This window comes from Paenarthrobacter nitroguajacolicus (assembly GCF_029952445.1).
GTDB classification, from domain to species: domain Bacteria; phylum Actinomycetota; class Actinomycetes; order Actinomycetales; family Micrococcaceae; genus Arthrobacter; species Arthrobacter nitroguajacolicus_B.
The window spans coordinates 80,617-106,582 of the sequence record NZ_JAQPPK010000013.1; the positions used below are offsets into that span (position 1 = coordinate 80,617).

At 63.2% G+C, this 25,966-nt stretch carries 26 protein-coding genes; 12 read left to right on the forward strand and 14 right to left on the reverse strand.

Going from position 1 to position 25,966, the window contains the following annotated elements; translation table 11 throughout:
• Positions 1 to 153: 153 nt before the first annotated feature.
• On the forward strand, positions 154 to 720 hold the full coding sequence (locus PJL15_RS11425) for a type 1 glutamine amidotransferase domain-containing protein (protein WP_281451263.1): 567 nt from the start codon (positions 154 to 156) through the stop codon (positions 718 to 720).
• Between the two features lie 270 nt (positions 721 to 990).
• On the opposite strand, the gene PJL15_RS11430 is transcribed toward PJL15_RS11425, so the two are convergent.
• Positions 991 to 1,680, reverse strand: a complete 690-nt coding sequence (locus tag PJL15_RS11430) for an HXXEE domain-containing protein (protein ID WP_281451264.1) — start codon at positions 1,678 to 1,680, stop codon at positions 991 to 993.
• Between the two features lie 108 nt (positions 1,681 to 1,788).
• On the opposite strand from PJL15_RS11430, the gene PJL15_RS11435 reads away from it, so the two are divergent.
• From PJL15_RS11435 to PJL15_RS11445, 3 genes are all read left to right on the forward strand, one after another.
• A complete protein-coding gene (locus tag PJL15_RS11435) occupies positions 1,789 to 2,382 on the forward strand; it encodes a TetR/AcrR family transcriptional regulator (RefSeq protein ID WP_281451265.1) in 594 nt (197 codons plus the stop codon).
• Positions 2,383 to 2,671: 289 nt separating this feature from the next.
• Positions 2,672 to 2,995, forward strand: coding sequence for a hypothetical protein (locus PJL15_RS11440; protein WP_281451266.1), 324 nt, complete (start codon positions 2,672 to 2,674; stop codon positions 2,993 to 2,995).
• Between the two features lie 9 nt (positions 2,996 to 3,004).
• The gene (locus PJL15_RS11445; protein WP_281451267.1) at positions 3,005 to 3,556 is read left to right on the forward strand and encodes a dihydrofolate reductase family protein; all 552 of its coding nucleotides are present in this window, start codon (positions 3,005 to 3,007) and stop codon (positions 3,554 to 3,556) included.
• A 372-nt stretch (positions 3,557 to 3,928) separates the two neighbouring features.
• Here the strand turns inward: PJL15_RS11445 and PJL15_RS11450 are convergent, their stop codons facing one another.
• A complete protein-coding gene (locus PJL15_RS11450; protein ID WP_281451268.1) occupies positions 3,929 to 4,372 on the reverse strand; it encodes a YdeI/OmpD-associated family protein in 444 nt (147 codons plus the stop codon).
• A 94-nt stretch (positions 4,373 to 4,466) separates the two neighbouring features.
• Here PJL15_RS11450 and PJL15_RS11455 point away from each other — a divergent pair, with 94 nt between their 5' ends.
• On the forward strand, positions 4,467 to 4,718 hold the full coding sequence (locus PJL15_RS11455) for a DUF2630 family protein (RefSeq protein WP_281451269.1): 252 nt from the start codon (positions 4,467 to 4,469) through the stop codon (positions 4,716 to 4,718).
• 29 nt (positions 4,719 to 4,747) lie between these two features.
• Here the strand turns inward: PJL15_RS11455 and PJL15_RS11460 are convergent, their stop codons facing one another.
• Together PJL15_RS11460 and PJL15_RS11465 are read right to left on the reverse strand one after the other, a co-directional pair.
• A complete protein-coding gene (locus PJL15_RS11460; RefSeq protein WP_281451270.1) occupies positions 4,748 to 5,890 on the reverse strand; it encodes a glycerate kinase in 1,143 nt (380 codons plus the stop codon).
• Between the two features lie 65 nt (positions 5,891 to 5,955).
• Entirely contained in the window at positions 5,956 to 6,939 is a 984-nt protein-coding gene (locus PJL15_RS11465) for a D-2-hydroxyacid dehydrogenase family protein (RefSeq protein WP_281451271.1), read from the reverse strand.
• 205 nt (positions 6,940 to 7,144) lie between these two features.
• On the opposite strand from PJL15_RS11465, the gene PJL15_RS11470 reads away from it, so the two are divergent.
• Entirely contained in the window at positions 7,145 to 8,905 is a 1,761-nt protein-coding gene (locus tag PJL15_RS11470) for a glycoside hydrolase family 2 protein (RefSeq protein ID WP_281451326.1), read from the forward strand.
• Positions 8,906 to 8,916: 11 nt separating this feature from the next.
• Here the strand turns inward: PJL15_RS11470 and PJL15_RS11475 are convergent, their stop codons facing one another.
• Positions 8,917 to 9,714: a glycerophosphodiester phosphodiesterase gene (locus PJL15_RS11475; protein WP_281451272.1), complete on the reverse strand. Its 798-nt coding sequence runs from the start codon at positions 9,712 to 9,714 to the stop codon at positions 8,917 to 8,919.
• A 13-nt stretch (positions 9,715 to 9,727) separates the two neighbouring features.
• Entirely contained in the window at positions 9,728 to 9,997 is a 270-nt protein-coding gene (locus tag PJL15_RS11480) for a hypothetical protein (RefSeq protein WP_281451327.1), read from the reverse strand.
• A gap of 132 nt (positions 9,998 to 10,129) precedes the next feature.
• Between PJL15_RS11480 and PJL15_RS11485 the strand changes: the two genes are divergently transcribed.
• Positions 10,130 to 10,987, forward strand: a complete 858-nt coding sequence (locus tag PJL15_RS11485) for an SDR family oxidoreductase (protein ID WP_281451273.1) — start codon at positions 10,130 to 10,132, stop codon at positions 10,985 to 10,987.
• Between the two features lie 249 nt (positions 10,988 to 11,236).
• Here PJL15_RS11485 and PJL15_RS11490 read toward each other — a convergent pair whose 3' ends face one another.
• Positions 11,237 to 12,046, reverse strand: coding sequence for an HAD family hydrolase (locus PJL15_RS11490; RefSeq protein WP_281451328.1), 810 nt, complete (start codon positions 12,044 to 12,046; stop codon positions 11,237 to 11,239).
• Between the two features lie 54 nt (positions 12,047 to 12,100).
• Between PJL15_RS11490 and PJL15_RS11495 the strand changes: the two genes are divergently transcribed.
• On the forward strand, positions 12,101 to 13,162 hold the full coding sequence (locus PJL15_RS11495) for a glutathione S-transferase family protein (protein ID WP_281451274.1): 1,062 nt from the start codon (positions 12,101 to 12,103) through the stop codon (positions 13,160 to 13,162).
• A 13-nt stretch (positions 13,163 to 13,175) separates the two neighbouring features.
• On the opposite strand, the gene PJL15_RS11500 is transcribed toward PJL15_RS11495, so the two are convergent.
• Positions 13,176 to 14,111 carry a carbohydrate kinase family protein gene (locus PJL15_RS11500; RefSeq protein WP_281451275.1) on the reverse strand — a complete coding sequence of 312 codons (936 nt, stop codon included), beginning with the start codon at positions 14,109 to 14,111 and terminating at the stop codon, positions 13,176 to 13,178.
• Positions 14,112 to 14,151: 40 nt separating this feature from the next.
• Positions 14,152 to 14,973 (reverse strand): alpha/beta hydrolase fold domain-containing protein, encoded by an 822-nt coding sequence (locus PJL15_RS11505; RefSeq protein WP_281451276.1) that lies wholly within the window; start codon positions 14,971 to 14,973, stop codon positions 14,152 to 14,154.
• Between the two features lie 110 nt (positions 14,974 to 15,083).
• Here PJL15_RS11505 and PJL15_RS11510 point away from each other — a divergent pair, with 110 nt between their 5' ends.
• The 3 genes from PJL15_RS11510 to PJL15_RS11520 all read left to right on the forward strand — a co-directional run bounded on the left by PJL15_RS11510 (position 15,084) and on the right by PJL15_RS11520 (position 18,801).
• A complete protein-coding gene (locus PJL15_RS11510; RefSeq protein ID WP_281451277.1) occupies positions 15,084 to 16,190 on the forward strand; it encodes a GTP pyrophosphokinase in 1,107 nt (368 codons plus the stop codon).
• 22 nt (positions 16,191 to 16,212) lie between these two features.
• Positions 16,213 to 17,709, forward strand: coding sequence for a SulP family inorganic anion transporter (locus PJL15_RS11515; protein WP_281451278.1), 1,497 nt, complete (start codon positions 16,213 to 16,215; stop codon positions 17,707 to 17,709).
• Positions 17,710 to 17,805: 96 nt separating this feature from the next.
• Complete coding sequence (locus PJL15_RS11520; RefSeq protein WP_281451279.1) at positions 17,806 to 18,801, forward strand: bile acid:sodium symporter family protein; 996 nt, start codon at positions 17,806 to 17,808, stop codon at positions 18,799 to 18,801.
• A 78-nt stretch (positions 18,802 to 18,879) separates the two neighbouring features.
• On the opposite strand, the gene PJL15_RS11525 is transcribed toward PJL15_RS11520, so the two are convergent.
• The 3 genes from PJL15_RS11525 to PJL15_RS11535 all read right to left on the reverse strand — a co-directional run bounded on the left by PJL15_RS11525 (position 18,880) and on the right by PJL15_RS11535 (position 21,096).
• Positions 18,880 to 19,521: an RNA 2'-phosphotransferase gene (locus PJL15_RS11525; protein WP_281451280.1), complete on the reverse strand. Its 642-nt coding sequence runs from the start codon at positions 19,519 to 19,521 to the stop codon at positions 18,880 to 18,882.
• Between the two features lie 96 nt (positions 19,522 to 19,617).
• The gene (locus PJL15_RS11530; RefSeq protein WP_281451281.1) at positions 19,618 to 19,854 is read right to left on the reverse strand and encodes a hypothetical protein; all 237 of its coding nucleotides are present in this window, start codon (positions 19,852 to 19,854) and stop codon (positions 19,618 to 19,620) included.
• A 141-nt stretch (positions 19,855 to 19,995) separates the two neighbouring features.
• Positions 19,996 to 21,096, reverse strand: a complete 1,101-nt coding sequence (locus PJL15_RS11535) for a LacI family DNA-binding transcriptional regulator (protein ID WP_281451282.1) — start codon at positions 21,094 to 21,096, stop codon at positions 19,996 to 19,998.
• A gap of 128 nt (positions 21,097 to 21,224) precedes the next feature.
• Here PJL15_RS11535 and PJL15_RS11540 point away from each other — a divergent pair, with 128 nt between their 5' ends.
• Positions 21,225 to 22,472 (forward strand): D-arabinono-1,4-lactone oxidase, encoded by a 1,248-nt coding sequence (locus PJL15_RS11540; protein ID WP_281451283.1) that lies wholly within the window; start codon positions 21,225 to 21,227, stop codon positions 22,470 to 22,472.
• Positions 22,473 to 22,531: 59 nt separating this feature from the next.
• Here PJL15_RS11540 and PJL15_RS11545 read toward each other — a convergent pair whose 3' ends face one another.
• Together PJL15_RS11545 and PJL15_RS11550 are read right to left on the reverse strand one after the other, a co-directional pair.
• Positions 22,532 to 24,289 carry an acetyl/propionyl/methylcrotonyl-CoA carboxylase subunit alpha gene (locus tag PJL15_RS11545; RefSeq protein ID WP_281451284.1) on the reverse strand — a complete coding sequence of 586 codons (1,758 nt, stop codon included), beginning with the start codon at positions 24,287 to 24,289 and terminating at the stop codon, positions 22,532 to 22,534.
• A gap of 7 nt (positions 24,290 to 24,296) precedes the next feature.
• Positions 24,297 to 25,961 carry a 5-oxoprolinase/urea amidolyase family protein gene (locus PJL15_RS11550; protein ID WP_281451285.1) on the reverse strand — a complete coding sequence of 555 codons (1,665 nt, stop codon included), beginning with the start codon at positions 25,959 to 25,961 and terminating at the stop codon, positions 24,297 to 24,299.
• Between the last annotated feature and the right edge of the window lie 5 nt (positions 25,962 to 25,966).

A 25,966-nucleotide genomic window follows, 5' to 3' on the forward strand; every position in this document is an offset into this window, starting at 1 on the left:
GCATCGGCAAAACGGGAGACGACAATGGAGCACACTCCAACAAATAATCAGCTTGCTTACTAACTCAACGTTCCCTAGGCTTGAACGGGTCAGACAAACAACTCTCGCAGCAGCGGCACACGCCCAAAAAGCAGCCGTACAAGAGGAGGAACAATGTCAGAACACAACATCACCGGCAAGAAGGTCGCATTCCTGCTGACGGACGGCGTCGAGCAGGTGGAACTGACCAGCCCCTGGCAGGCCGTGAAGGACGCAGGTGGCGAACCCACTCTGATCGCTCCCGAAAAGGGCAAGCTCCAGGGCTTCAACGGCGTGGAGAAGGGTGACACCTTCGACGTCGACCTCGCTGTCGCAGACGCCAACGCCTCGGACTTTGACGCGCTGGTCCTGCCCGGCGGCGTCGTGAACGCCGATCACCTGCGCGTAGACAAGGACGCCCAGAACTTCACGCGCGCCTTCTTCGAGCAGCACAAGCCGGTGGCATCGATCTGCCACGGGCCGTGGATCCTCATCGAGGCCGGAGTAATCAAGGGCCGCAACGTCACCTCATACCACACGCTCCAGACGGACCTGAAGAATGCGGGCGCCAACTGGACGGATGAGGAAGTGGTGGTGGACCAGGGCCTGGTCACCAGCCGCAACCCTGACGACCTCCCGGCCTTCAACGCCAAGGTGGTCGAGGAGATCTCCGAGGGCCAGCACGCCGGCCAGACCGCTTAGCGGTCACCTGGGCACTAAACGCAAGTGCCGTCGTCGTACTTTCACAAGAAGTACGACGGCGGCACTTGCGTTTGGCTGGTTGGTTAAGTTCGCATGGTGGCCAAAACTGCCTCTGAGCAACTTCTCGCTGCCTACCTATCCCATTGGGAGCGAAACTGCCCACGCACAGTGACGGGCCATTCGCGTTGGGTGCAGGCGAATCCGGCACGTCTCGCCGGCGGGGAACCGCGGCCCGACGGCGAAAGGCTCTGTCGCTGTAACACGATCGGTTCACTCGGAAGCAGACAGGGTCCCCGGAGTGATCCCTGCCCGCTGAAGGCGACGGACGCGGTCCCATTTGTTGTACTCGGCGGCTGCGTAGTAGTGCTTTTCTGTTCCGCGCGGGGCGAGGATGTGGAAGCCGACAAGCTGCATGACGAACCCCATGAAGAAGCCAAGCAGCAAGATACCAATACCCCAGTCCCACCAGCGAATGAGGCCTTCCTGGTACACGGCGACGACGTACCAGATCGCCAGAGGCAAGTGTCCCAGGACCACCGCGCCGAGGCCGGGGTTGTACCAGGCCTTGAGCTTGCGATTGGTGATGATGCCGTGCACAACGAACTGCGCGGGAAAGCCCATCAGAATGGGGGCCAGCCCCAGCCAGACCTGGTCGGGGAAGAGTGCGGCGACGAAGTAGAGCACCCAGGCCATGCCGTTGATCCAGATGCTTGAGAGCTCGTTGGTGGGAAGGCGGTCGACGGGTGCTGTCGGGTTCCCCTTGCGCATGAAGACCTCGTTGAGGACCCACGGCTCGCCTCCGGGGAAGCGGTACTCCTCGAACTGATGGATGAAGATAACTGCGAGGTTGAGCACCAGTATGAGCTGGAGGGTCGGCAGGTTACCGAGCATCGCCCACAGCAATGTGGGGATCACCAGCACCCCGCCAATGTCGTACCAATGGCGCAAGAACCATCTCATCCTGACCTTCTTCGGAGTTTTAGAGCGGCACCCTGCCGCTACCGCCTGATCATCACATCATCAATTGATGATGTCAACAAATGATGATATTTGGGATAATATGGACGCATGAAGAAGACCGGGATGCGCACGGGCAGACCTGTGAACGGCGGTGGCAACCGTGCGTCGATCATCGCTGCCGCGCGCCAGGAATTCGCCGCTCACGGCTACCGTGGCGCTACCCTGCGCCTGATCGCGATGCGAGCCGGCGTCGACGTCGCCCTGCTGTCGCACTACTTCGGGAACAAGGACGGGCTTTTCGCGGAGACCCTCGAGCTGCCCGAGGAGGCTCGGCGCGGCATCGCGGCCGCACTCTCGACCGGGCCGATCGAAACGCGCGGCGAGCAGGTGACACGCTGTTATCTTGGCCTGTGGGAGGCGCCCGCCACGCGAGAGCAGATGCTGACGCTCGCACGTTCCGGGATCAGCAACGAAGCCGCATCGACGCGCCTCCGAAATCTGCTGACTGGACCCACCGGCGACACGGCGTTCGACGGAATGCCGGCCGGAGCGCGGGCCGGAATCGCGCTGGCAATGGCCGAGCTTCTCGGCGTCGCCATTGCCCGCCACCTCTTCCACATCCAGCCCATCGCTGAACTCGAATTCGAGACCCTCGTCGCCCGCACTACGCCCAGCATTCAGCGCCATTTTGGGAGCACCTAAGAAGCCTTCAGTGGGTCAATCACTCCACCGCGACAAAGACCGCCTTTTTCCAGACCCATACACAGTGCAGACCACCTCCGACATACAGTGCAAGCCACAAAGACAACTTCCGGAACAGTTGGGTTTGTGATTCACGAGCCCACATCCATGCTGCCTACACAATGGCCCGGCTGGTGACCGCTTGCATCCGCCCCCTGCGAAACAGGTGGCGGCACTTGCCGCGCCGTAATGTTGCGCAGGTCACACATGGCACATACGCTGGGGTGCGCTGCAGCGTGGCAGCAACCTGATGAAAGGCAGCACATTGACCAGCGAGAAGCTCTCCGTAGTTGTTCGAGTCGACGTTGACGGCGAACAGATCCAGATTGCCGCAACCGGTCACGTCACCACCTCGAGCGTGCAGGGCCTCTACCCGGTGGTGCAGCGAACCAAGAGCCTTGGCGGCGGCCTGAACGTCGAAATGGACCTTTCCGAAGCCACCGTTGACACGGACGCCCTCGGCGAGCTTCAGGTCTACGCTGAACTCTTCGAAGTTCCCGTGCGCTTGAACACTGAGCTGAGCAATGTCACTGAACTGCCGTCCCGTCGTCGCCCGGCAACGGCCGCGGCCTAAAGGAGAACCATGCGCAAGGTAACCGCCGGACTGTTCCACTCCGTGGATGGCGTGGTCCAGGACCCGTTCAAGTTCCAGTTCGACAGCTTCGACGAGGACCTGGGCAAGGGCTTGACCAAGATGATCAACTCTGTGGACACGGTGGTTTTGGGCCGGGTCAGCTACCAGGAGTGGGCCGGCTACTGGCCGAACGCCACGCAGGACGATGATTTTGCGGCCTTCATCAATCCAGTGGAGAAGTTCGTCGCCTCCCGCACGTTGTCCGAGCCCTTGGAGTGGGAGAACTCGCACCTGATCAACGGTCCGCTGGAGGATTTCATCACGGATCTCAAGAACAGGGACGGCGGCGAAATCGCGGTATGCGGCAGCATCTCGGTGGTTCGCCAACTCCTGTTCGCGGGCATCCTGGATGAGCTGACCCTTATGACCCACCCCGTAGTGGCGGGCACCGGTCGGCGCCTTTTCGAGGACGGAGATCCCCAGAACAGGCTGGTACTGGAGGACCAATACGCCACCAGCAAGGGCAACGTTGTGAGCACTTACAGCCTACGGAAAGACTGAAAAGCCCGACGGCGGGACTTACCTCAGTCCCACGAGCTGCCCACCCTTTTGACGTGGGTGCGTGTGGCCGGCTCGAGGGGGGGTCTGCTTTCGGGCCGGCCACACTGTCCGCTCGGGCAAGCGGACGTGCGCACCACCAGGCCGCCGACAAACAGCGGCCCTGGTTGTTGCGCCGTGACCGGCCGAGGAGGGGGTCTCAACACCTCGTAGGCCATGGCTGCTGTTCTACATCCGAAATGCGCTCTGCAGCCTGTCACTACTTAGTAGTGGCGCCACCCCGAAGAACGTGTCATGGTCCAGGTCACTTTCTTTGAAATTTTTCCTGGAGGGCCGCACAACCGCCCGCCAGGGCAAGCGGCCCAGCCTGGGATGCTACTTTTTCCCGGCCTTCAGGTCAGAAACAACCTTTGCAATGCGTCGCGCACGGGTTTCCTCGGTCTTGGCGTCCCCGATCGGCTCAACGTACCGCCGCTGGGCGCTGTAGTTGAGCGTCCCGTAAAAGGTTTTCGCCTCGGGCTCGGCGTCCAGTGCCGCCGCGAGATCAGCGGGAACTTCCACGACGCGCGGCTGCGTGTCCACCTCCAGGCCCACCTCCAAGGTGTCACCTGCGGCAGCGCCGGTCAGTTCCCTGTTCGCCGCACTAACGCCCACCATGTATTTCCCGCCCATCACGGCGATGCTGCTGCGGTAGCTTTGGCCGTTGATGGTCACAACTACGGGAGGCTTCTTCCCTGCCCCCAGCGCGTCCACCACGTCGGAGGGAACTTCGATGCCGGCCTTGTTGCCATCGCCCACGATGGTGGTTGTGAATTTCATGACCCAAGTATGCCGTCACGCACCAGTAGACGCACCCTGCCAGTCGTACTAGGTTTCACATAACGCCCGGAACGCCAACCCAAGGAGCGAGACCATGGACGAGCAGGATCTTCTGGAACGAATCCAGGCATTGGTGGAGGAGGAGCACCGACTCCGCGACACATCTACCGGGGAGGGAAACCCTTCGGGCAGCGACGACAGCCGCGCACGCCTGGCCCACCTCGAAGCGCAACTGGACCAGTGTTGGGATTTGTTGCGCCAGCGACGCGCGAAAAAGGACGCCGGTGAGAACCCCAACGAGGCCGAGGCCCGTCCCATCAGCGAGGTTGAGGGCTACAGGCAGTAGCCTCCCCCGGAAGATCCGGAACGGAGAAGCTACGCGCCCTCGAGCACCTGGCTCGTAGCCCAGGCCAAGTACTTCGCGGCGTTGGCCACGGCATCGGCCACATCGGGAACCCCGTCCTTGCGCTGCGCGACGTCCAACAACTGTGCCGCGGCCACGATCCCGTGTTTGGCCAGGTCTTCCGGTGTCACGGTGATGCGTCCTGCCACCGCGATCACGGGAATGCCGTGCACACTCGCGGCGTCCGCCAGTGCGATGGGCGCCTTCCCGGTGAGCGACTGCTCGTCCATGGACCCTTCGCCAGTGATCACCAGGTCAGCCTCACCCAGGTGCTCGGCGAGTCCCGTCAGCCCCGCAACCAACGCGAAGCCGCCTTCCAGCGCGGCATCGGTGAAGGCAAGGAACGACGCCGGGAAACCGCCGGCCGCTCCAGCCCCCGGAACGTTGACATCACGGCCGGTCGCTTCCCGAAGGAGCGATGCCCAGTTGCGGAGACCGGCGTCGAGCTTTTCAACGGCGTCCTCGTCAGCGCCCTTCTGCGGACCGAAAACGTGCGCAGCGCCGTCGGCCCCGTACAGCGGGTTTTGGACGTCGACGGCGATGCGGAACTTCACGGCCGAAAGCCGCGGATCCAGCTCTGAAACATCCAAAGACACGACGTCGGCCAGGGAACCTCCGCCCAACGGCACCACGTTGCCTGCCACATCGAGGGGCTTGAGCCCCAGCGCGCGCAAGGCGCCGCTGCCTCCGTCGGACATTGCCGAGCCGCCCACACCGAGGATGATTTCGGTGGCTCCAGCGTCAAGGGCGGCCGCTATGAGCTGCCCGCACCCGTAGCTGTGGGCGCGCAGTGAGTTCTCCGGAGTGGGCTCCATGTGAGCCAGCCCCGACGCCATGGCCGTCTCAATGACCACGGTGGCCCCACCGAAGGAGTCCTTCCGGATGGCCCAGGAGGCACCCACCGGCTTGAGAATTGGACCAACCACGGCATTGTTCCGCTCCTCGTAGCCCGCAGCAATGGCCGCATCCAGCGTGCCTTCGCCGCCGTCGGCCACAGGGAACTGCGTGGTTACGGCATCCGGATAGACGCGAAGAGCGCCCTCGGCCATGGCTGACGCGGCCTCGGCGGCTGTCAGGGATCCCTTGAACTTGTCCGGGGCGATGAGGATACGCATGGGTCCATCTTGCCAGCTTTCCCGGGAAAGCGCTTGCCGACGCGTAACTTAGGGGCAGTCAGCTTTCAGCCGTTCAAGACCCGCACAGGCTCTCCGGCCAACCACGCCTTTACGTCCTCGAACGCCTCGCCGTAGAACTTCCGGTAGCTCTCATGCGTCACATAGCCGACGTGCGGGGTGAGGACAGTCCGCGGGGAATGCAGCAGTGCATGCCCGGCGGGGAGCGGCTCTTCGTCAAAGACATCCAGGGCCGCACCGCGGATCCAGCCCTCCTCCAGGGCGCGGATCAACGCGGCCTCGTCAACCAACGGTCCACGGGCAGTGTTGACCAATAGCCCGTCGGGTCCCAGAAGCCGCAGTTCCTCCGAACCCACAATGCCCTCGGTTCGTTCGGAAAGCCGCAGGTGCAGCGTCACGATATCCGCCTCGCTGAACAGCTCCTCTTTACCCACCAAACGGGCACCCGCGGCCCGGGCTGCATCGGCAGTGAGGTTCTGGCTCCAGGCCAGAACGTCCATGCCGAACGCCTTGGCGTACCCGGCGATGCGCTTGCCAATCCTGCCGAGACCAACGATTCCGAGCGTTTTGCCTTCAAGTTCAAACCCGACGCCGGTCTGCCATTCGCCCGCGCGCAATGAGTTCTCCTCCACAGGCAGGTTCCGCGCGAAGGCCAGCAACAGGGCCCAGGTCAGCTCCGGTGCCGCGGCCGGCGACCCGCCGGTCCCGCACACCACGATTCCCCGATCCGACGCCGCCTCAAGATCGATCGCGGCATTGGCCATGCCGGTGGTCACCAGCAGCTTCAGGTTGGGCAAGGAATCCAGGACACTCTGCGGAAACCGGGTTCTCTCGCGCATCGCCACAATGGCGTCGAACGGCGCCAACGCGGCCACGGCCTGCTCCTCCGAGACGAAAGGCGCGCTGAAGACGCTGACCTTTATGCCGTCGTCGAGCAGCGAATCCCACGGGGCGTAGTCCCCGGCGACTTGCTGGTAATCATCAAGAATGGCTAAACGGTACTCGGTCACGGGAATCTCCTCAGCTCGCATGCTGGACGCCTGGATCCAGCCTCTCACGTCAGCCTCTTTGATGGACGGCGCCGTGTAGCCCTCGCATTAGCAAGCCAAAGATTCTAACGTTGTAAAGGACAAGCCGTTCCACCTCCGCCGTTCCACCTCCGAAGGAGAGACCTTGACCGATTCAGTGATCCCCAAGCCGGAACACCCCCGCCCGCAACTTGTCCGCGACAAGTGGATGAACCTCAACGGCACCTGGGGTTTTGAGATCGACGCCGGTGATTCCGGTTGGGAGCGCGGGCTCGCCACCCGTGAACTGAACAGGAAGATCCTGGTGCCCTTCGCGCCGGAATCGACCCTTTCGGGTGTTGAGCACGTGGATTTCATGGAAGCGGTTTGGTACCGCAGGACGGTAACCATCCCGGAGGACTGGGCCGGACACAACGTGCTGCTCCATTTCGGAGCCGTGGATCACGACGCCACGATCTGGGTCAACGGCGTCGAGGTTGCCCGGCATCGGGGTGGGTTCACGCCTTTCACCGCGGATTTGGGCGGAGTGGTGGAGCCCGGCGCCGACGCTGTGGTTGTTGTCCGGGCACGGGATTCACGGCACGAAATGCAGGCCCGCGGCAAGCAGGCAACCTGGTACAACAACACGCATTGCCAGTACACGCGCACAACCGGGATCTGGCAGACAGTATGGCTGGAAGCGGTCCCTGACGTCCATATCAAGCGCCTCCGCGTGACTCCCAACCTTGCTGATTCCAGCCTGACCGTCGAGATTCCGCTGTCCCGCAACCACCAGGGCCACACAGTGGCTGCAACCCTTCGCGCCGGAACGGATTCAGTCGCCGAAGCGAAAGTGCGTGCAGACCTCGATCTGGCCCCGTCACTTCGTTTGGTAATACCGGCAGAAAAGCTCCGGCCATGGTCTCCCGAGGACCCATTCCTCTACGACCTGGACGTGGCCATCAAAGACGCCAGCGGTGACACTGTGGACGAAGTGAGCAGCTACGCCGCGATCCGCTCCGTGGCCTTGGACGGCAAAGTCGTCCGCATCAACGGCGAGGCCGTCTTCCAGCGGCTCGTCCTTGACCAGGGCTACTGGCCCGAATCCCTCATGACCTCCCCGGACGACGGCGCCCTGGTCAAGGACATCGAGCTGTCCATGGCTGCTGGCTTCAACGGCGCCCGGCTGCACCAGAAGGTCTTCGAGGAGCGCTTCCTGTTCCATGCAGACCGGCTCGGCTACCTCGTATGGGGCGAGTTCGGGGACTGGGGTGTCTCCGGCGGCGGCACCATCGGCCATAACCAGAAGCCCACCGCCAGCTTCGTCGCCCAATGGCTGGAAGTCCTCCAGCGCGACTACAACCACCCCAGCATCATCGGCTGGTGCCCGCTCAATGAAACCCACCAGCACCTCCACGACCGAATCACGGTGCTGGACGATGTCACCCAGGCCATGTTCCTTGCCACCAAGCTCGCTGATCCCACGCGTCCAGTGATCGACGCCTCGGGCTACTCGCACAGGGTCAGGGAAACGGACATCTATGATTCCCACTCCTACGAGCAGGACCCTGACAAGTTCCGGCTGGAACAGGAAGGCCTCGCCGAAGGTAAACCGTTCCTCAACCGCGCACACGATGGCGTGGACTACTCCGTCCCCTACAACGGCCAGCCCTTCTTCGTCTCGGAGTTTGGCGGGATCTGGTGGAACGAGGCCGAGGCCAAGCAGGCAGCGGAAGCCGCAGGCGCCGACGTCGAAAGCTCCTGGGGCTATGGCCAGCGGGTGGCGACTGAGGAAGAGTTCTACGAGCGGTTCGAGGGCCTCTGCAACGTCCTGTTGGATAACCCGGACATGTTCGGCTATTGCTACACGCAGCTGACGGACGTGTTCCAGGAGAAGAACGGCATCTTCACCTTCGACCGCGGCGAGAAGTTCGACCTTGGGAGGATCCGGGCCATCCAGCAGCGCCAGGCCGCCATAGAACGCGGCTAAGTCCCGCCGAGTCAGACCCACTCGCCTCGACGAACCAGCACTTCCTTGAGCAGGTCCAGGCGGTCGGACACAATCCCGTCCACGCCCAGGTCAAGAAGCCGTTCCATCTCCGTCGGCTCGTTGATGGTCCACACGTGTACCTGCCTCTCGAGCCCATGTGCGCGCCGGATGAGCCCGGCAGTCACCACGGGCAAGCGGCCGTAACGGACGGGGACCTGGAAAACGTCGACGCCGGCAAGCAGCCTGCGCGCCAAAGGAGCCGGCAGTACGGGGCCAAGGAGGACAAACAGCGCGGTGAGCGAGCTCCCGGCGGAGGAGGCCACCCGACGCGACAGCTTCGCCAGGACAGCACGGCGACGCCTGTCCGAGAAGCTGGTTACGAGGACTTGCTCATGAATCCCGTGCCTCTCGATCGCGGACGCCAGCGGTTCTACCGAGTTCCAGTCCTTCACGTCCAGGTTCAAACGGGCTTCCGGCAACGCCAGGACCAGCTCATCGAAGGTGGGTACCGGCTCCACACCACCGATCCGCGCCGTGGCCACCTCGGCGGCGGTCAACTCCGAAATCTTCCCTGTCGAGTCCGTGACCCGCTCCAGGGATGAATCGTGGAAGACCAGAAGGACATCGTCGGAGGTGGTGTGTACGTCGGTTTCCAGGTGCACGGTTCCCAATTCCATGGCAGCCCGGAACGCAGCCATGGAATTCTCCAGCCCTTCCCGGGAAAAACCGCGATGAGCCAGGGCCAAGGGACCTACCGAGCCGTCTTTGCGGAGGAAATAGGGCAGCGTCACTCCCGTAGCGTAGCCCATCGCAAAGGTGGGACTAACCCTCCTGCTGGAGTGCCGCCGTCGTCTGCGGAACGATCTCCACGCCGTCGCTGACGTGGACCAGCGTCCGGCCGCGACCGCCGTCGAGCTCCACCCAAACTGCAGTGGCATCGCCGGTGACGGCATCCACCACGCCAGCCGATTCGTAGCCGGGCACCAGCTTTAGGCTGACGCGATCCCCCTGGCGCAGCGAGCGCCAGTGATGATCGGGTTCGATGCGCCGCAAAGGCGCCGTGTTGAAATCGTTGATCCTGCGCTTGGCCATGATTCCCCCTGAATTTCGACTGGTAGACACGATGCGAACGGGCCTTGGCTGGAAGCCTACGGTGGCAAGTTGAACGGCGGTTGTATGGAGGCTGGGAACTGGGTGACACTCCGGGACTGACAAACTAGGGACATGACTGTGTTGATCGCCGGCTGCGGCGACCTTGGAACCGAAGTTGGGCTGCGATTCGCGGCCGCGGGGCACCGGGTGGTGGGCTTGCGCCGCTCCCCCGAAAAGCTCCCGCCGGAGATTCAGGGCGTCCGCGCGGACCTCTCCAAGCCCCTACCGGAGCTGCCCACCGACGTGGACATCGTAGTGGTGGCCGTGGCGGCCGACACCTCCACCGAGGAGGCATACCGGGCCGCGTACGTGAACGGCGTGAAGAACGTGCTGGACGCGCTCGAACGGCAGTCGATCGAGCCCCGGCGCATCCTGTTCGTCTCATCCACCGCTGTGTATAAGGACTCGGGAGGGGCTGTGGTGGACGAGTCGACGCCCACGGAGCCAACACGTTTCAGCGGCCAGGTGCTGCTGGAGGCCGAGGACTTGCTATTCGCCCGGACCGTCGGGAGCAGCACGCAAGCCATCTCCGTGCGGCTCGGTGGCATCTACGGTCCCGGCCGCACCCGGCTGATCGACCAGGTGCGGACCGGCAAGGCCGTCATCCCCGCACAGCCCAAACACACCAACCGCATCCACCGTGACGACGCCGCGGCCATGATCGTGCACCTCGCGCTCATGGAGCAACAGCCCCAAGCCGTGTATCTGGGTGTGGATGACGACCCCGCCGAATACGGCGACGTCCTGCGCTTCCTCGCGGGCGAGCTGCAGTTGCCGGAGCCTCCCGTCGGCCCGGCGTCCGACGGCGGTGCAGGCGACAAACGCTGTTCGAACCGACGGCTGAAGACCACCGGCTTCACCTTCACTTACCCCAGCTACAAGGAAGGCTACCTTGCGGTCCTGGCCGGCGAGGGTGTCCGGCACCCATGACAGCGGCTCCGCTGACATAAAGGGTGCAGGGGTGCGGATGTCTGCTGGCTCGCTGCGTAGTTGCCGGAGAAACCGGCAAGGTCCGGGCTATGTTTAGTGAGTTGGGCAATTGCCCGATGTGCCGTTAATGAACGAAAGACCCGAATTAGGCCTCGGGTCCTTGTTCAGCGCGGTGCGCTCATTGGTGCGGTTGGAGGGTCCTATCCTCAAACACCACACTTTGAGTTTAGGACCCCGCCTGCGCTGAGGCTAGACCCGCTGCCCGGTGAGCTTCGCTTCGAGAACCTGGGCCACGCCGTCGTCGTCAAAGTGCGGTGCTTGCTGCCCGGCGGCGAGGATTGCCTCAGGGTGGCCGCTCGCCATGGCGTAGCCGTGACCGGCCCAACGGAGCATCTCGATGTCATTGGGCATGTCCCCGAACGCAACGACATCCGCCGCTTCGATCCCCAGCGACTCTGCGTACTTCGCGAGCGTGACGGCCTTATTGATGCCCGGCACGGACATCTCCAGCATCGCGGTCCGCGGAGCTGAGTGCGTCGTGGAGACAAGATGCGCGACCGCTGGCTGCACCTCCGCCAGGAACTCGTCCGGCGTGCCTTTGCGGGTGATTGCAAGGAACTTTACGACGGCGTCATCCGCCGTCAGTGTCTCGGCCAACGGTTTTGGAGTGAATTCGGCAAGCAGCTCGCTGGTTTCGTTTTCGATGAAGCCCGGCTCCAGCTGGAAACCAGTCAGGGTTTCCACAGCGAACAATGCGTCCGGCCTGATGGACTTGATGATCCTGCGGGCTTCGAAGACGGACTCCGCATCCAAAACGCTCGAGGACAAGGCTTTCCCTGTTTCGAGATCCCACACGACGGCCCCGTTGGAACAGATCACGATTCCGCTGTGTCCCAGCTGCTCCTGAAGGGGGTACAGCCAGCGCGGCGGACGGCCCGTGACGAAGACGAGTTCCACCCCTGCGTCGCGGCACGCCTGGAATGCCTTGATGGTCCTATCGCTGATTTTTCCGTCGTGACCGAGGATGGTGCCGTCAATATCGCTTGCTACGAGCCGCATCATGCCAGTCTACGTTGGCTTCTGATAGGCACAGCCCGGGCATAGGCTGGGTTGATGAGTGAGAAGACCAGCGCAGTCGACGAACACAGTACCCGGGGTGCCTACGTCACAGGCGGTGAGTTCAACCGGGACACCAACTACATCGAGGACCGGATCACCCGCGACGGTGCTGCCGGGCCCAACGGGGAGCCTGGCTGGCCGGTAGAGCCGGGACGCTACCGGCTGATCGCAGCGCGTGCTTGCCCATGGGCCAACCGTTCAGTGATTGTTCGGCGGCTCCTTGGCTTGGAGGATGTCATCAGCCTGGGGCAACCCGGCCCCACGCACGACGCACGCTCCTGGACCTTCGATCTTGATCCGGAGGGCAAAGACCCGGTGTTGGGAATTGAGCGACTCCAGCAAGCATTCTTCCGCCGCATCCCGGACTACCCCCGCGGCATCACAGTCCCGGCCATTGTGGATGTCCCCAGTGGGGAAGTAGTGACCAACAACTACCCAAAAATCACGCTCGACTTCTCCACGGAATGGACGGAGTTCCACCGCCCCGGAGCACCCCAGCTGTACCCGGAACACCTGCGTGAAGAAATCGACCAGGTCAACAAGCGTGTCTTCACCGAGGTCAACAACGGCGTCTACCGGTGCGGATTCGCAGGATCCCAGGAAGCCTACGACGCCGCCTATGCCCGGCTGTGGACCGCCATGGATTGGTTGGAGGAACGGCTGTCGACGCAGCGTTACCTGGTGGGCGATTCCATCACCGAGGCCGACGTCCGGCTCTTCACCACACTGGCCCGCTTCGACGCCGTTTATCACGGGCATTTCAAGTGCAACCGCAACAAACTCAGCGAAATGCCGGCGCTATGGGGCTACGCCAGAGACCTGTTCCAGACGCCCGGTTTCGGGGACACAATCGACTTCGTGCAGATCAAACAGCACTACTACATCGTGCACGAGGACATCAACCCCACACAGATCGTTCCTGCCGGTCCTGATCTTTCCGGCTGGCTCACGCCCCACGGCCGGGAATCACTGGGCGGCCGCCCGTTCGGCGACGGCACCGCTCCCGGACCGGTTAAGGCCGGCGAGGAAGTAGCCCCGGGCCACGGCGCCGGTTAGCGACTGCGTCGCTTCAGGCCGCCCCGTGGTTCAGCTCGGCGCGGGTTGGCGGGTTGGCTCCCGCGCGTGACACGGTAACTGCGGCCGCTCGGGTTGCGTGATCCATGATCGCCGCGAGTGTTTCGGCGGGCATGTTCCGCAGCGCCTCGCGGTTTTGCGCGCCGTCCAACCCGTGGTCCACAATCGCGGACAAAAGCCCCGCCATGAACGAGTCCCCCGCGCCAACGGTATCCACAACGTCCACCGACGGAGCCGCAACCTGGGTTTCACCGGCCCGGGTGATGCCCCACGGACCACGCGAACCGCGGGTCACTACCACCAGGGCTGGCCCTGCTTCGCCGCCGAGGGACAACCACCTGCGTGCGGACTCCGTGGGATCAACGCCGGGATACAGCCACTCGAGATCTTCATCCGAGGCCTTGACGACGTCGGCCAGCGCCACGAAGCGCTCAGCTTGCGTCCGTGCGTACTCAACGTCCGTAATGATGCTTGGGCGGCAGTTGGGGTCGAAGCTGATGGTGCTGCTTGGGTGGGCATGCTCGACGGCGGCAAGAACCTCCGCGGCACCCGGCTCAAGGAACGTGGCAATGGAGCCCGTGTGCAGCAGGGTGGCACCCTGCAGCATGAGGGGCAGCCGGCCGGCGAGTCCGGGGAGTTCCCAGGTGAGGTCGAAAACGTAGGTGGCGGCGCCGTCGTCGTCGATCTGGGCGGTGGCCACGCTGGTCGGCTTCCCGTCCGGGGGCAGCGGGACCATCACGGAACTCGACCGCAGGTGGGCGGCAACCGAGTCGCCGTACGCGTCCCGGCCAAAGCGCCCGATGAACTGCACCGGGTGGTCCAACCGCGCGAGGCCCACGGCAACGTTGAGTGGACTGCCGCCAACGTGCGCTTCAATTCCAGAGGAGCGTTGGACGACGTCTACCAGGGCCTCACCAATGACTGTCAGCATGGGTCCACTCTGCCAGAGGTCAACCGCCGCCACCCAACAATTACGAGAGCAGTCGCTGCACCAATTCGCGGCACTTCTTGTAGGCGACAGCCTTGGGGTCGATGAGGTCGAAGTGGTCGCCCGGGACCCGCAGAAGCTGGGCAGAGCTCCCTGCTGCCGTGGCTGCCGCAACGTAGGCCTCGGACTGGCTCGCAGGGACGTCCTCGTCTTCCGTGGCGTGCACGGCATATACGGGGACGTCGATGGGCAGCAAACTCATTGGGTCGGCGTATTTATGCCGTTTGGGGAATCTAGCTGAATCTCCGCCCATGAGGTTGCAGACGGCACCGTTGCTGAGGTTGAGTTTCTCCGCTGCCGCGAGGTTGAGGAGGCCGGACTGGCTCACCACACCCGTCAGATGCACCGCGGTATCCTCGGGCGACCGCACCAATTGGCGGTCGGCGTCGGGCGTTCCGATGGCGGAAAGCCGCTGCCTGCCCGCTGCCCAAACCGCCAGGTGGCCGCCGGCTGAGTGGCCCAGAGCCACGACTTTGCCGAGTTGGAGGTCGTGGTTTCCCGCGATTTCGGAGAGGTGGTCGATGCCGGCGAGGATGTCCTCGAACGTATGGGGCCAACCACCGCCGTTGCCGGCCCGCCGGTATTCGAGATTCCAGGCGGTGATTCCATGCGCGGCGAGGTCCCTCGCGAGTGGCTCGCCGAGCTCAGCGCCGTACTGTGAGCGCCAGTAGCCGCCATGGATTACAACGGCGATTCCACCGGCAACAGCTGATGCGCCGCGATGGTTTCCGTTGTTCGGTTCAGGTATGAAGAGTTCGCCCCACTGACTGGGGTGTTCGCCGTAGCTGTACTTGTGCCGCAACATTGCGCCCTCCTTTGTACTGAGCCTATCGTGACGGTTCCGGAGTTTGGCTAGAGGCACCCCGACGGCGGGTGGCCCGGTTCAGTGTCGCACCCGCCCCGTAAGCTGGGGGCATGGCAAGCAATTGGGACAGCCTGGACCAGGCTCAGCGGGATGCAGTGGATGCGAATGTCGCCCTTTATGAGCGCGTCCGCCCTGCTTTGAAGCGGGTCACGCGGGATGTCCTGCTGACTCTGCGGGACATGTTGAACGACGCCGAAGTCACCCCCCTGTTCGTGACCGGCCGGACCAAGACCGTGGAATCGTTCCGCGAAAAAATTTCCCGTACCGATGATCCTTTGGAGCCCGGTGGCCCGCGCGTGCTCAAGTTCCCGGACCCTTTCCGCACTTTGAACGACATGGTTGGCATCCGTGTCATCACCAAGCTGCCTGCGGAAAACGCAGCGGTGGCCAACATCATCAAGCGCCAGCGGCAACTCTTTGACTGCCGCGGCGACCGCGAGAAGGACATCGGTTCCATCGAGTCCGGAACCTACGGCTACTCCAGCCGGCACCTCATCCTGCGCACTATCCAGAACGAGACGGTGAAGGAATACCAGCACGTCTTCAATCCGGACATGCCCGCCAACGGCAGCTACTTCTTCGAGTGCCAGATCCGCACGGTGTTCGCCCATGCCTGGAGCGAGATCGAGCATGACATCCGCTTCAAGGCCGAGGACCCTCGCGCCTGGACACCCCATTTTGACCGCCAGTTCACCGCAACCGCAGCCATGCTGGAAACCGTGGAAAGCGCGTTCGCCGATCTCCACGAGCGGTACGAGGAAGTCCGGGGGTATTGGGATCTGGACGGCGAGGGCGGGTCTCCGTTGACGCCCAACCGTGTTCGCGATGTCTGGCGCACGCTCCTGCCGCACGTTGACCGTAAAGTTGATGATGACTGGGGATGGGCTGCCGAGCTGCTCGCCGCCCACGGGCTCACCAAGACCGTGGAACTGGCCGGACTTCTCAGCGCCAACCGGATCACCGAGGTCCGCAAGGCCTTGGACCACCGCTACTCCCCCGGCCCGGACCGCCTGCTGGATGACCTCCTGCTGTGGCAGTACGGAACCGAACACATTGACCTCACCGCTGAGGCGCCCGACGTCGTTCCGCACCCGCGGCGCGACAGCCTCCAGCGGCGCCTTAAGCAGATTGAGCGCTACCGCCAGACCGCACTGTAAGAAATCTGCCCTGTAAGGACCCATGACTCCGGAGCAACTCATGTCACTGCGGGCGACCTTTCGCTCGCCCCGCCGCCTGTTGACGGAGTCCCTCGCCGGGCTCGTGGTGGCTTTGGCTTTGATCCCGGAAGCCATCGCGTTCTCGGTGATTGCCGGCGTGGATCCCCGGATCGGCTTGTTCGCATCGTTCACCATGGGCGTGGTGACGGCACTGGTTGGTGGGCGTCCGGCCATGATCTCCGCAGCAACCGGAGCCGTTGCCCTGGTGATCGCGCCGGTGATGAAGGAACACGGGCTGGACTACCTGATCGCCACGATCATCCTGGCCGGCGTTTTCCAGATCATCCTGGCGGTCCTGGGCGTTACCAGGCTGATGCGGTTCATTCCTCGTTCCGTGATGATCGGCTTTGTGAACGCACTGGCCATCCTGGTGTTCATGTCCCAGATGCCGGAGCTGTTCAACGTGCCATGGATGGTCTATCCGATAGTCATTGTTGGCTTGGCGATCGTGTTCTTGTTGCCGCGATTGACCAAGGCTGTTCCTGCACCGTTGGTAGCCATCGTGCTCATTACGTTGGTCACTGCCTTTGGTGGAATCGACGTGCCGACGGTCAGCGACAAGGGCGAACTCCCGAACAGCCTTCCCGGACTGTTCCTGCCCAATGTGCCCCTGAATTTCGAGACGTTCCAGATCATCGCACCGTTTGCGCTGTCCATGGCGCTTGTGGGGCTCCTGGAGTCCCTCATGACCGCGAAGCTGGTGGACGACATTACCGACACCCGCTCCAACAAGACCCGGGTCTCCTGGGGCCAAGGTGCCGCCAACATCGTCACTGGCTTCCTCGGTGGGCTCGGCGGCTGCGCGGTGATCGGGCAAACCATGATCAATGTAAAGGGCTCAGGCGCCCGGAGCCGGCTCTCGACGTTCCTGGCCGGTGTTTTCCTGCTGGTGTTGGTGGTTGTGCTCGGCGATGTAGTGGGCATGATCCCAATGGCTGCCCTGGTGGCAGTGATGATCTTCGTTTCGCTGATCACGTTCGACTGGCATTCTGTCCGTCCCTCGACCTTGAAGCGGCTCCCGAAGTCGGAAACAGCGGTCATGGTCATTACTGTTGCCGCCGTGGTGGCGACCCATAACCTCGCTGTGGGGGTCGGCGTCGGAGTTTTGACCGCGAGCGTGCTGTTTGCCCGGCGGGTGGCGCACTTTGTCACCGTTGAGCGGACGGAACTGGTACTGAACGGTGAAACTGTGGCGACGTACACCGTTGACGGCGAGCTCTTCTTTGCCTCCTCCAACGATCTGTACACACAGTTCGACTACGCAAAGGATTCCTCAGACGGCATAGATCGCGTCATCATCGACCTCCACGGATCTCATATCTGGGATGCGTCCTCGGTGTCCGTGCTGGATTCGGTGGCCGAGAAGTACAAGAACCACGGGCGCGAGGTGGAGTTCATCGGATTGAACGAGGCCAGCGTTCGTATGCGGGAGCGCTTGGCGGGCAAACTGAACTCCTGAATCAACTGGAGTTGGAAACAGCGGTCATCTGACATATACGCCAGCCTGCAAGTAAAGAATTCGTTCCCGCCGCTGGGCAGGTGTGAGCATGGATGAATGCTTGAGGCAACCAATAACGCGCCAGAAACCGAAGAAACCCCAGGATCCGCCAACCCGGCTTTGGCCGCCGAGGCAAAGATTGCGCGGATTGCCGTCACAGTCTTTCCCCTGCTTGTGGTCCTGGCCGGTGTCTTCGGATTCCTGATTCCGGACCTGTTCAAGCCGATGGGCGTCGCGGTTCCTTACCTGCTGGGAATCATCATGTTCTGCATGGGCCTCACCCTGACGCCGCCTGACTTCGCCTCCGTTGCCCGTCGTCCGTGGGCGGTGGCCTTAGGCATCGTGGCACACTACGTCATCATGCCGGGTGCTGGCTGGCTGATTGCCGTGCTGCTTCAGCTGCCACCCGAACTCGCGGTGGGCTTGATCCTGGTGGGCTGCGCACCGTCGGGTACCGCGTCCAACGTGATGGCGTTCCTGGCCAAGGGCGATGTTGCCCTGTCGGTTGCTGTCGCCTCCGTTTCCACGTTGATCGCACCGCTTGTAACGCCCGCGCTGACGCTCTTCCTGGCGGGTTCGTTCCTTCACATCGACGCCGGGGCCATGGTCCTGGACATCGTCAAGACCGTGCTGCTTCCCGTCATCGCCGGCCTGCTGGCGAGGCTCTTCCTCTCGAAGCTCGTGGCGAAGGTGCTTCCGGCACTTCCGTGGGCGTCCGCCGTCGTGATTTCTTTGATCGTTGCCATTGTTGTTGCCGGCAGTGCCAGCAAGATCGTGGCCGCTGGCGGCATCGTGTTCCTGGCCGTTGTCCTCCACAACGGTTTCGGCCTGGCACTCGGGTACTTGGCCGGCAAGCTGGGCCGCTTGGATGAGAAGGCGCGACGTGCCTTGGCTTTCGAGGTTGGGATGCAGAACTCGGGACTTGCCGCGACGTTGGCCACCGCGCATTTCGGCGCTTTGGCTGCACTGCCGTCTGCCGTGTTCTCGCTGTGGCACAACGTTTCGGGCGCCGTAGTTGCAGCTTGGCTGGCGCGGAGGCCGCTGAAGGACTGACTAGCGCGTGACCGACTGGGTGGGCGTGTGTGCAACGTCGAAGACCGAATCAAGTTGCACAGTGGCGTTACGAGCTTTTCATGCCGGAAGGACCGAGATGTACTTGGGGGGTACGATGTCCGCCAGCCAAACCTTTTCGCCACCACGGTAGAAGCTGACGTGCTCGCCGTGAGCGGCCGCGCTGTCAATAAGAAGGACGACCGGATCAGGATCCTTTCGCTGTCCCACCAGCCAAGCCATTTCGGTGTCCTCGGATAGGTGAACATACTGGCGTCGCATGGGCCGCAGTCCCGCAGACTGAATAGCTTCAAGGCTCTTTCTGGATGTTCCATGAAACAGCTTTTCGGGCGGCCCCTCAAGCGGCATTGCTATGCGGGCCGGGACACTGTGGCCGTAAAAGGCTCGAATGCGGCCCCCACGCAATTCATGTCGTCGCTTTGAGGACGACAGGACCACACGTTCCAGATCGGCGACCTCAAGGTTCTGCCATTCAGTAGACTCGCGCCGAAGAGCCTGAAGCAGGTGTTCCACAGGCGTCCATCCTTCCTCGTCCAATTCCAGTTCGTAAAGCCAGGGCTCGTGGCGCAAGGCATGCGAAATGGTCCGGCTGAGGTTCGGAAAATCGATCATGTGCCTCGTGCTTTCTGCAGTTGCTTCTTTGGCGATCCGCGAATCAGTCAGCGAAATTCGAGCATGTCGTCGATAGCTGAATGAAGCCACGCGGCAAAGTCATGCACAATCGAAATCTTGCCTGTTGCGAGGTCCCAGCATGCCACGTCATCGTTATCCTCGTGTCTTGCGAGCGGCACTAAGCCCTTAGGCCTCCTCCTCCAAGTGGTCTTCTTCGGTCGCACGTTGCCGCAGAGTCTGCCGATCATCCCAGAGTCTGGCACCCATGAGGGCACCTCCTCCAATTCCAATTAGGACGGTAACGGCCAGGACCACCGGAGTCGGGCCTCCCTTACCCAGAGCCAAGAACGCCACCCAAGCGGCGATGACTGCAGCGATGCCCACGCCGCCAGCGAAAAGCAACATGAAAAGGGACTTGGTCATGAATGGTGCTCTCCTGTGATGTCCAACATTGAATGTTCCTTCAACGAAGGTTTGGCTGCCTGAACCTGCCACGACAACCGGGCAGGCTCATCATCAAGCGTAGGGCCAGGCGCCGTCATTCGTTCGATTCAGGATGCGCCATCAGGAAGAACGCGGTCGAGCCGTATGGTCGAGCCCGCCCTCCTTTGTAAAGGAGACCTCCCTGCCACTGTCGGGATCGCCGAACTGAGCGTTGCTGTGTGGCAGCGTCGTCCCGCGCTGATGCAGCTTCCACGGCGAGGCCACCCGGATACCCTCCGCAGGAGCAGAACTTTCCAGCCGATCCAGCAGCATCCGGACCACGCGCTCAAAGATCGGTTCCGGGCCCACTGTTGTCAGGGCAGGGTCGTATTCCTCTCCTTCGGTGGAATTCCCCACGCCGACGATCTGGACATCCTCGGGCACGCGCAGCCCCAACCGGAAGGCAGCCCGGATGGCCTGCAGCGCTTCCATGTCGTCGGTGCAGAGGATGGCGGTGGGACGGTCCGGCAATTGCAGCAACTCGAGCGCCGCCCGGTACGCCTCGGCCGGGCGGTGCCGCGATGTCCGGACAAGGGACTCGTCCAGCGGTATACCCGCCTCCTCAAGCCCCTGGGCATAGGAAGCGAAACGGCTCGCGGGTCGTCCCGCCGGATCGGCCCTGCGAATGCAGGCAATCCTGCGGTGCGACGCGGTCAGGAAGGCCACCCCCTCAGCCAGTCCGGCCTCCGGTTCAGGAGCCAGGACGTCGAACCCATCAGGCTCCATGGTCCCGGAGATGACTACCTGGGCAACGCCGCGGCGGGCCAGTTCGGTGACGGTTTCGTCCTCCGATTTTGCTTCGGGAAAGTAGCCAATAATGACGCCGTCGGCCCCGCCGGACATCATGAAGTTCCGCCAGTCCTCACCCAGCAGGATCACGGGCTGATAGCCGCGCTCCGGAAGGATGTTCGCCGCAGTCGTGGCCAGCGCCCGGTCCCACGGCCATTCCAGATTTCCAATCGCGACGGCGACTACATCAGTTTTGCCCCGACGCATCCCGCGCGCGGCCTGGTTGGGCACATAGCCCAGCTCTTTCACGGCTGACAGCACCCGATCCTGGGTGGGCGGGCTGATCCGGGTGGTCCCGCCGTGCCTGCCGGAGAGCACGTAGGACACGGTGGTCAGGGACACGCCCGCAGCCGTTGCGACATCCCGGATGGTGGGCTTGGATCCTTTGCTCACGGGAGGCTCCTGACTGGCGGCGGCTTCTTGAACTCTATCTTCACCGCCGTGGACTGCCCTTGACGCAATAGTTGTGAACGTTAACAATTACGTGAGCCAACAAAGTGTAAAAAGGGAAGAATTATTCAATGAAGAACTGGGCAGGAAACCTTCAGTACTCGTCTGCGGACATCCAGCGGCCCACATCGGTAGAAGAGCTACGTGACCTCGTCTCCAATGCGACACAGATCAAGGCTCTTGGCTCCCGTCACTCCTTCAATACTGTTGCGGACACCCAAGGGACCCACATTCTCTTGGACGCCCTCCCCCAGGAAGTTGTCCTCAACAAGGAGAAAGGTACGGTCAAAGTCAGCGGTGGCCTCAGCTACGGAGCCTTGGGCCGCTCGCTCGAAGAGCAGGGCTATGCCATCCATAACCTCGCGTCCCTGCCCCACATCTCTGTGGCCGGCGCCATCCAAACCGGCACGCACGGCAGTGGAGTCAACAACCCCTCCTTGGCTGGCGCCGTCGTGAGTGTTGACCTTGTGCGCGCCTCAGGCGAGCTGGTCACCCTCACGGCCGACGACGACGAATTCCTCGCCAGCGTTGTTGGTGTGGGAGCCCTTGGCATCGTGACGGGGCTGGAGCTTGCGGTCCGGCCAAGCTACGAGGTCCGGCAGCGCGTGCTCACCGACCTCTCGTGGGAGGGCGCACTGGCGAACTTCCAAACCATAGCTTCCAGCGCCTACAGCGTCAGCTTCTTCACGAACTACACCGGAGACACCATCCCACAGGTCTGGCTCAAGGCACTTGATACCGAGGCCGCACTGCCTGATCTCTTTGGCGCCACCCCGGCAACCGCCGCCATGCATCCGCTGCCGGACATGTCAGCCGAGAACTGCACCGAGCAACTGGACGTGGCCGGCAAGTGGTTGGACCGTTTGCCGCATTTCCGCCACGAATTCACTCCCAGCAACGGGGAAGAACTCCAGAGCGAGTTCCTCCTGCCGCTTGAGCACGCGCCGGCAGCCTTGAACGCGGTTCGTGGGCTCGCGGACAAGCTGGCGCCTCTGTTGTTCATCTCGGAAATACGAACGATCGCTGCCGACGACTTCTGGATGAGCCCGTTCTACCAGCAGCAAAGCGTTGCCCTGCACTTCACGTGGAAGCCGATGCAGGAGGACGTCGAGGCCGTGCTCCCCGAACTCGAAGAAGCGCTGCGGCCATTTGGTGCGCGCCCACACTGGGGCAAGCTCTTCACTCCCGGCCAGTATGACTTTGCGGCGCTTTACCCGCGGTTCGAGGATTTCCGGGCGTTGGTTCAGGCCAACGACCCCACCGGCAAGTTCCGGAATGGGCTGCTGGACAGCGTGCTGGGTTTGACCGTGGCGTCCTAGATCGTTGGGTGCCCGCTGTTTCGTCGTGCTCCACGACGTAGCAGCGGGTCGGCAACGGCCTACTCGATGTGCGCCAGCACTGCACCAGCGCTGACCACGCCGCCGGGCGTGGAGAGTACTTCCGAGAGTGTTCCCGTGCGGTGCGCCGGCACCTGGGTTTCCATCTTCATGGCTTCGAGCACCACCAAGGGATCTCCCGCAGCTACGCTGGCTCCGGGTTCCACCAGCCACTTCACCACGGTGCCCGACATGCTGGAAACCAGCGCGGATTCGGCGGGAGCGTCTCCACCCACGGAACCAGGCAGCCCCGTGACATCCGCAGCCGCAGGCAGTCCCTGCCCCGAGCGGGCCCAACCATCCAGCAAGTCGGCGGGAAGACCCACAGCGAGTCGCTTGCCGTCTACGTCCACTGTGATGGTCCGGCGCTGTCCACCGGGAGCGGCAACACTGTAGTCGGAGTCCACCGGGATGCGGTCCGCGAAGTCGGTTTCGATCCACCGTGTATGCACGCGGAGTCCGGCCACTGATGTGAAGTCATCGGCTTGGAGCACCGCGCGGTGGAACGGCAAAACCGTGGCCAGCCCGGTGATGTTGAATTCCTCGAGGGCTCTCCGTGCGCGGCGCAGTGCCTGTTGCCGGTCGGCTCCCGAGACGATCAGTTTGGCCAACAGCGAATCGAACTGCGGCGGAACAGTCGAACCTGACCGAACTCCGGTGTCCACACGGATTCCAGGGCCCGTGGGCACTTCAAAGCGACCGACAGTGCCTGGCGAGGGCAGGAACCCGCGGCCCACGTCTTCGGCGTTGATCCGGAACTCAAAGGAGTGCCCCTTCGCGACGGGATCCTCGGAAACGCTCAACGGCAACCCGGCTGCGATGCGGAATTGCTCCTGAACGAGGTCGATCCCCGCTGTTTCTTCGGTGATGGGGTGCTCCACCTGAAGACGGGTATTAACCTCCAGGAAAGCCACGGCTCCGTCAGCCGAAACGAGGAACTCCACGGTCCCTGCGCCGTAATAGCCGGCCTCGCGGATGAGTGCCTTGGAGCCTTCGTAGATCCGTTGGCGCTGTTCGTCGCTGAGGAAGGGCGCGGGGGCCTCCTCCACGAGCTTTTGGTGGCGGCGTTGAAGCGAGCAGTCACGGGTTCCCACGACGATGACGTTGCCGTGCTTGTCCGCGATAATCTGCGCTTCGACATGCCGCGGCCGGTCCAGGTACTGCTCCACGAAGCACTCGCCCCTGCCGAAGGCAGCAACGGCTTCGCGGACTGCGGAGTCGAAGGCTTCTTCGACCTCGGCCAGTTCGCGGACAACTTTGAGCCCGCGGCCTCCCCCGCCGAACGCCGCCTTGATGGCCATCGGGAGTCCGTGTTCCTCGGCAAAAGCCCGTGCTTCTGCAGCCGTGGAGACTGGTCCGTCACTGCCGGCAACCAAGGGAGCACCGGCCCGCACGGCGATCTCACGGGCTGTGATCTTGTTGCCCAATTGGCGGATCGACTCCGGCGAGGGACCAATCCACTCGAGTCCGGCGTCGAGCACTGCCTGGGCGAAGTCGGCATTCTCGGAGAGGAAGCCGTAGCCGGGGTGGACGGCGTCCGCGCCGGCGCGTGCAGCTACTGCGAGCAGCTTTTCGATATTCAGGTACGTGTCAGCGGGGCTGTTTCCGTCCAGGCTGTACGCTTCATCCGCTGCGCCGGCGTGCATTGCATCGGCGTCGACGTCGGCGTAGACCGCCACGGAAGAGATGCCGGCGTCATCGCAGGCTCGGGCGACGCGGACAGCGATTTCGCCGCGGTTCGCGATCAGGACCTTGCGCATCAAATACTCACTTCTCTGGGTTATCGGTGAAGTCTGGGTTATTGGTGAAGTTTGGTGTTTCGGGGACGAGGCGGAAACGGATCCGGCCACCGATGGGCACTTGTGCCGCCAGGTCCAGGTGTTCGTCCCGGACCACGCCAATCACCGGATAGCCACCGGTGATGGGGTGGTCGGCGAGGAACAGGACGGGCAAGCCCGCGGGCGGGATCTGCAACGCGCCGGCCATGGTGCCTTCGCTGGGCAGCTCACCTTCGCGGGTTCGCTCCACGGGGGTACCGTCCAGCCGCATGCCTACCCGGTTGGATTGCGGCGTGACCAGCCAATCCTGGCCCGTCAGGGAGTCAAGGGCGGCCTGATCGAACCAGTCGGCACGCGGGCCGGGGACGACGTCCAGCACAGTGACGTCCTCACCGGGAAATTCGGGTTGCAACTCAGGACTGCCGACGGCCGTTGATTCTGTTTGGTGGCCGGCCGGTAGTTGCTGGCCGATGACCAACGGCGCTGGACCGATCCCGGACATTGTGTCTGACGAGCGGCTTCCCAGAACCTCCGGCACATCCACCCCGCCGCGGATCGCCACATAGTTCCGGAACCCCGATTCGGGGGCGCCCACGGTGAGGACTTCGCCGTCGAGCAGCGCGAAAGGGGCGGCCATCGGAACGGTCCGCTGGGCACCGGGCTGGACCTCGCCGTCGTCGTCCGAATCAACCCACGACGGCGACTGTACAGTCAGCGTGGTGGGCGCACCAGTGACGGCAAGAACCTGGTCTCCCACGGCCTCCACAGTCAGCCCGCCATTGACGGACTCAATCGCCGCGGCAGATGCGGTGTTGCCCACCAGTCGATTGGCACGGCGGAGCGAGGCCCTGTCCAAGGCCCCGGCAGCGGAGACGCCCAGTGGGCCAAAGCCCCGCCTGCCGAGGTCCTGGACGAGGCTCTGCGCCCCGGGGTTGAGAATCCGCAAACCCGGACCCGTGTGGTGGTCGGACTCGGCCTCTGAATCATGGGTGGCCGCAGTAACAACTTCCCGGACTGCCCGGTACTGCACGCGATCGCCGGGGCGCACAAGGGCAGGCTGCGGACGGTCCAGGTCCCACATCCGGGCGCCAGTCCTGCCGATCAGCTGCCAACCACCCGGGGAACGGCGCGGGTAAACGGCAGAGTACTGCCCGCCCAGAGCAACGGATCCAGCGGGAACTGCTGTGCGCGGGGAAGAACGGCGGGGTACGGTTAGGGCTTCATTCTGGCCCACCATGTACCCGAAGCCGGGCGCGAAGCCCGCGAAGGCAACCGTCCAGATCTGGCCCGTGTGCGCCGCGATGACACCGTCAACACTGAGCCCGGTCAACTCAGCGACGTCGGCAAGATCGTCGCCGTCGTACACGGTGTCGATGACAACCAGCCCCGAATCAGTGACCTCGGGGACGGTCAATTCCAGCTGCATGAGCTGGGCGCCTATGGCCCGGGTAGCGGAGGCCGACTCGCCAACCACCATCACCGTTTCCGCGGCGGCGAGCACGTCCACCTGTCCAGGCAACGGGGACTTGTAGAGCATGTCCTGCAAGGCAAGCACATCCTGCAGGTCATCCAGCTCGGCCAGGACGGCACGGGTGCCGACAGGCCTGACGGAGCGGACCCTTTTCGCTGTTGTGGTTTGCATTGCTGTTTCCATCTTTG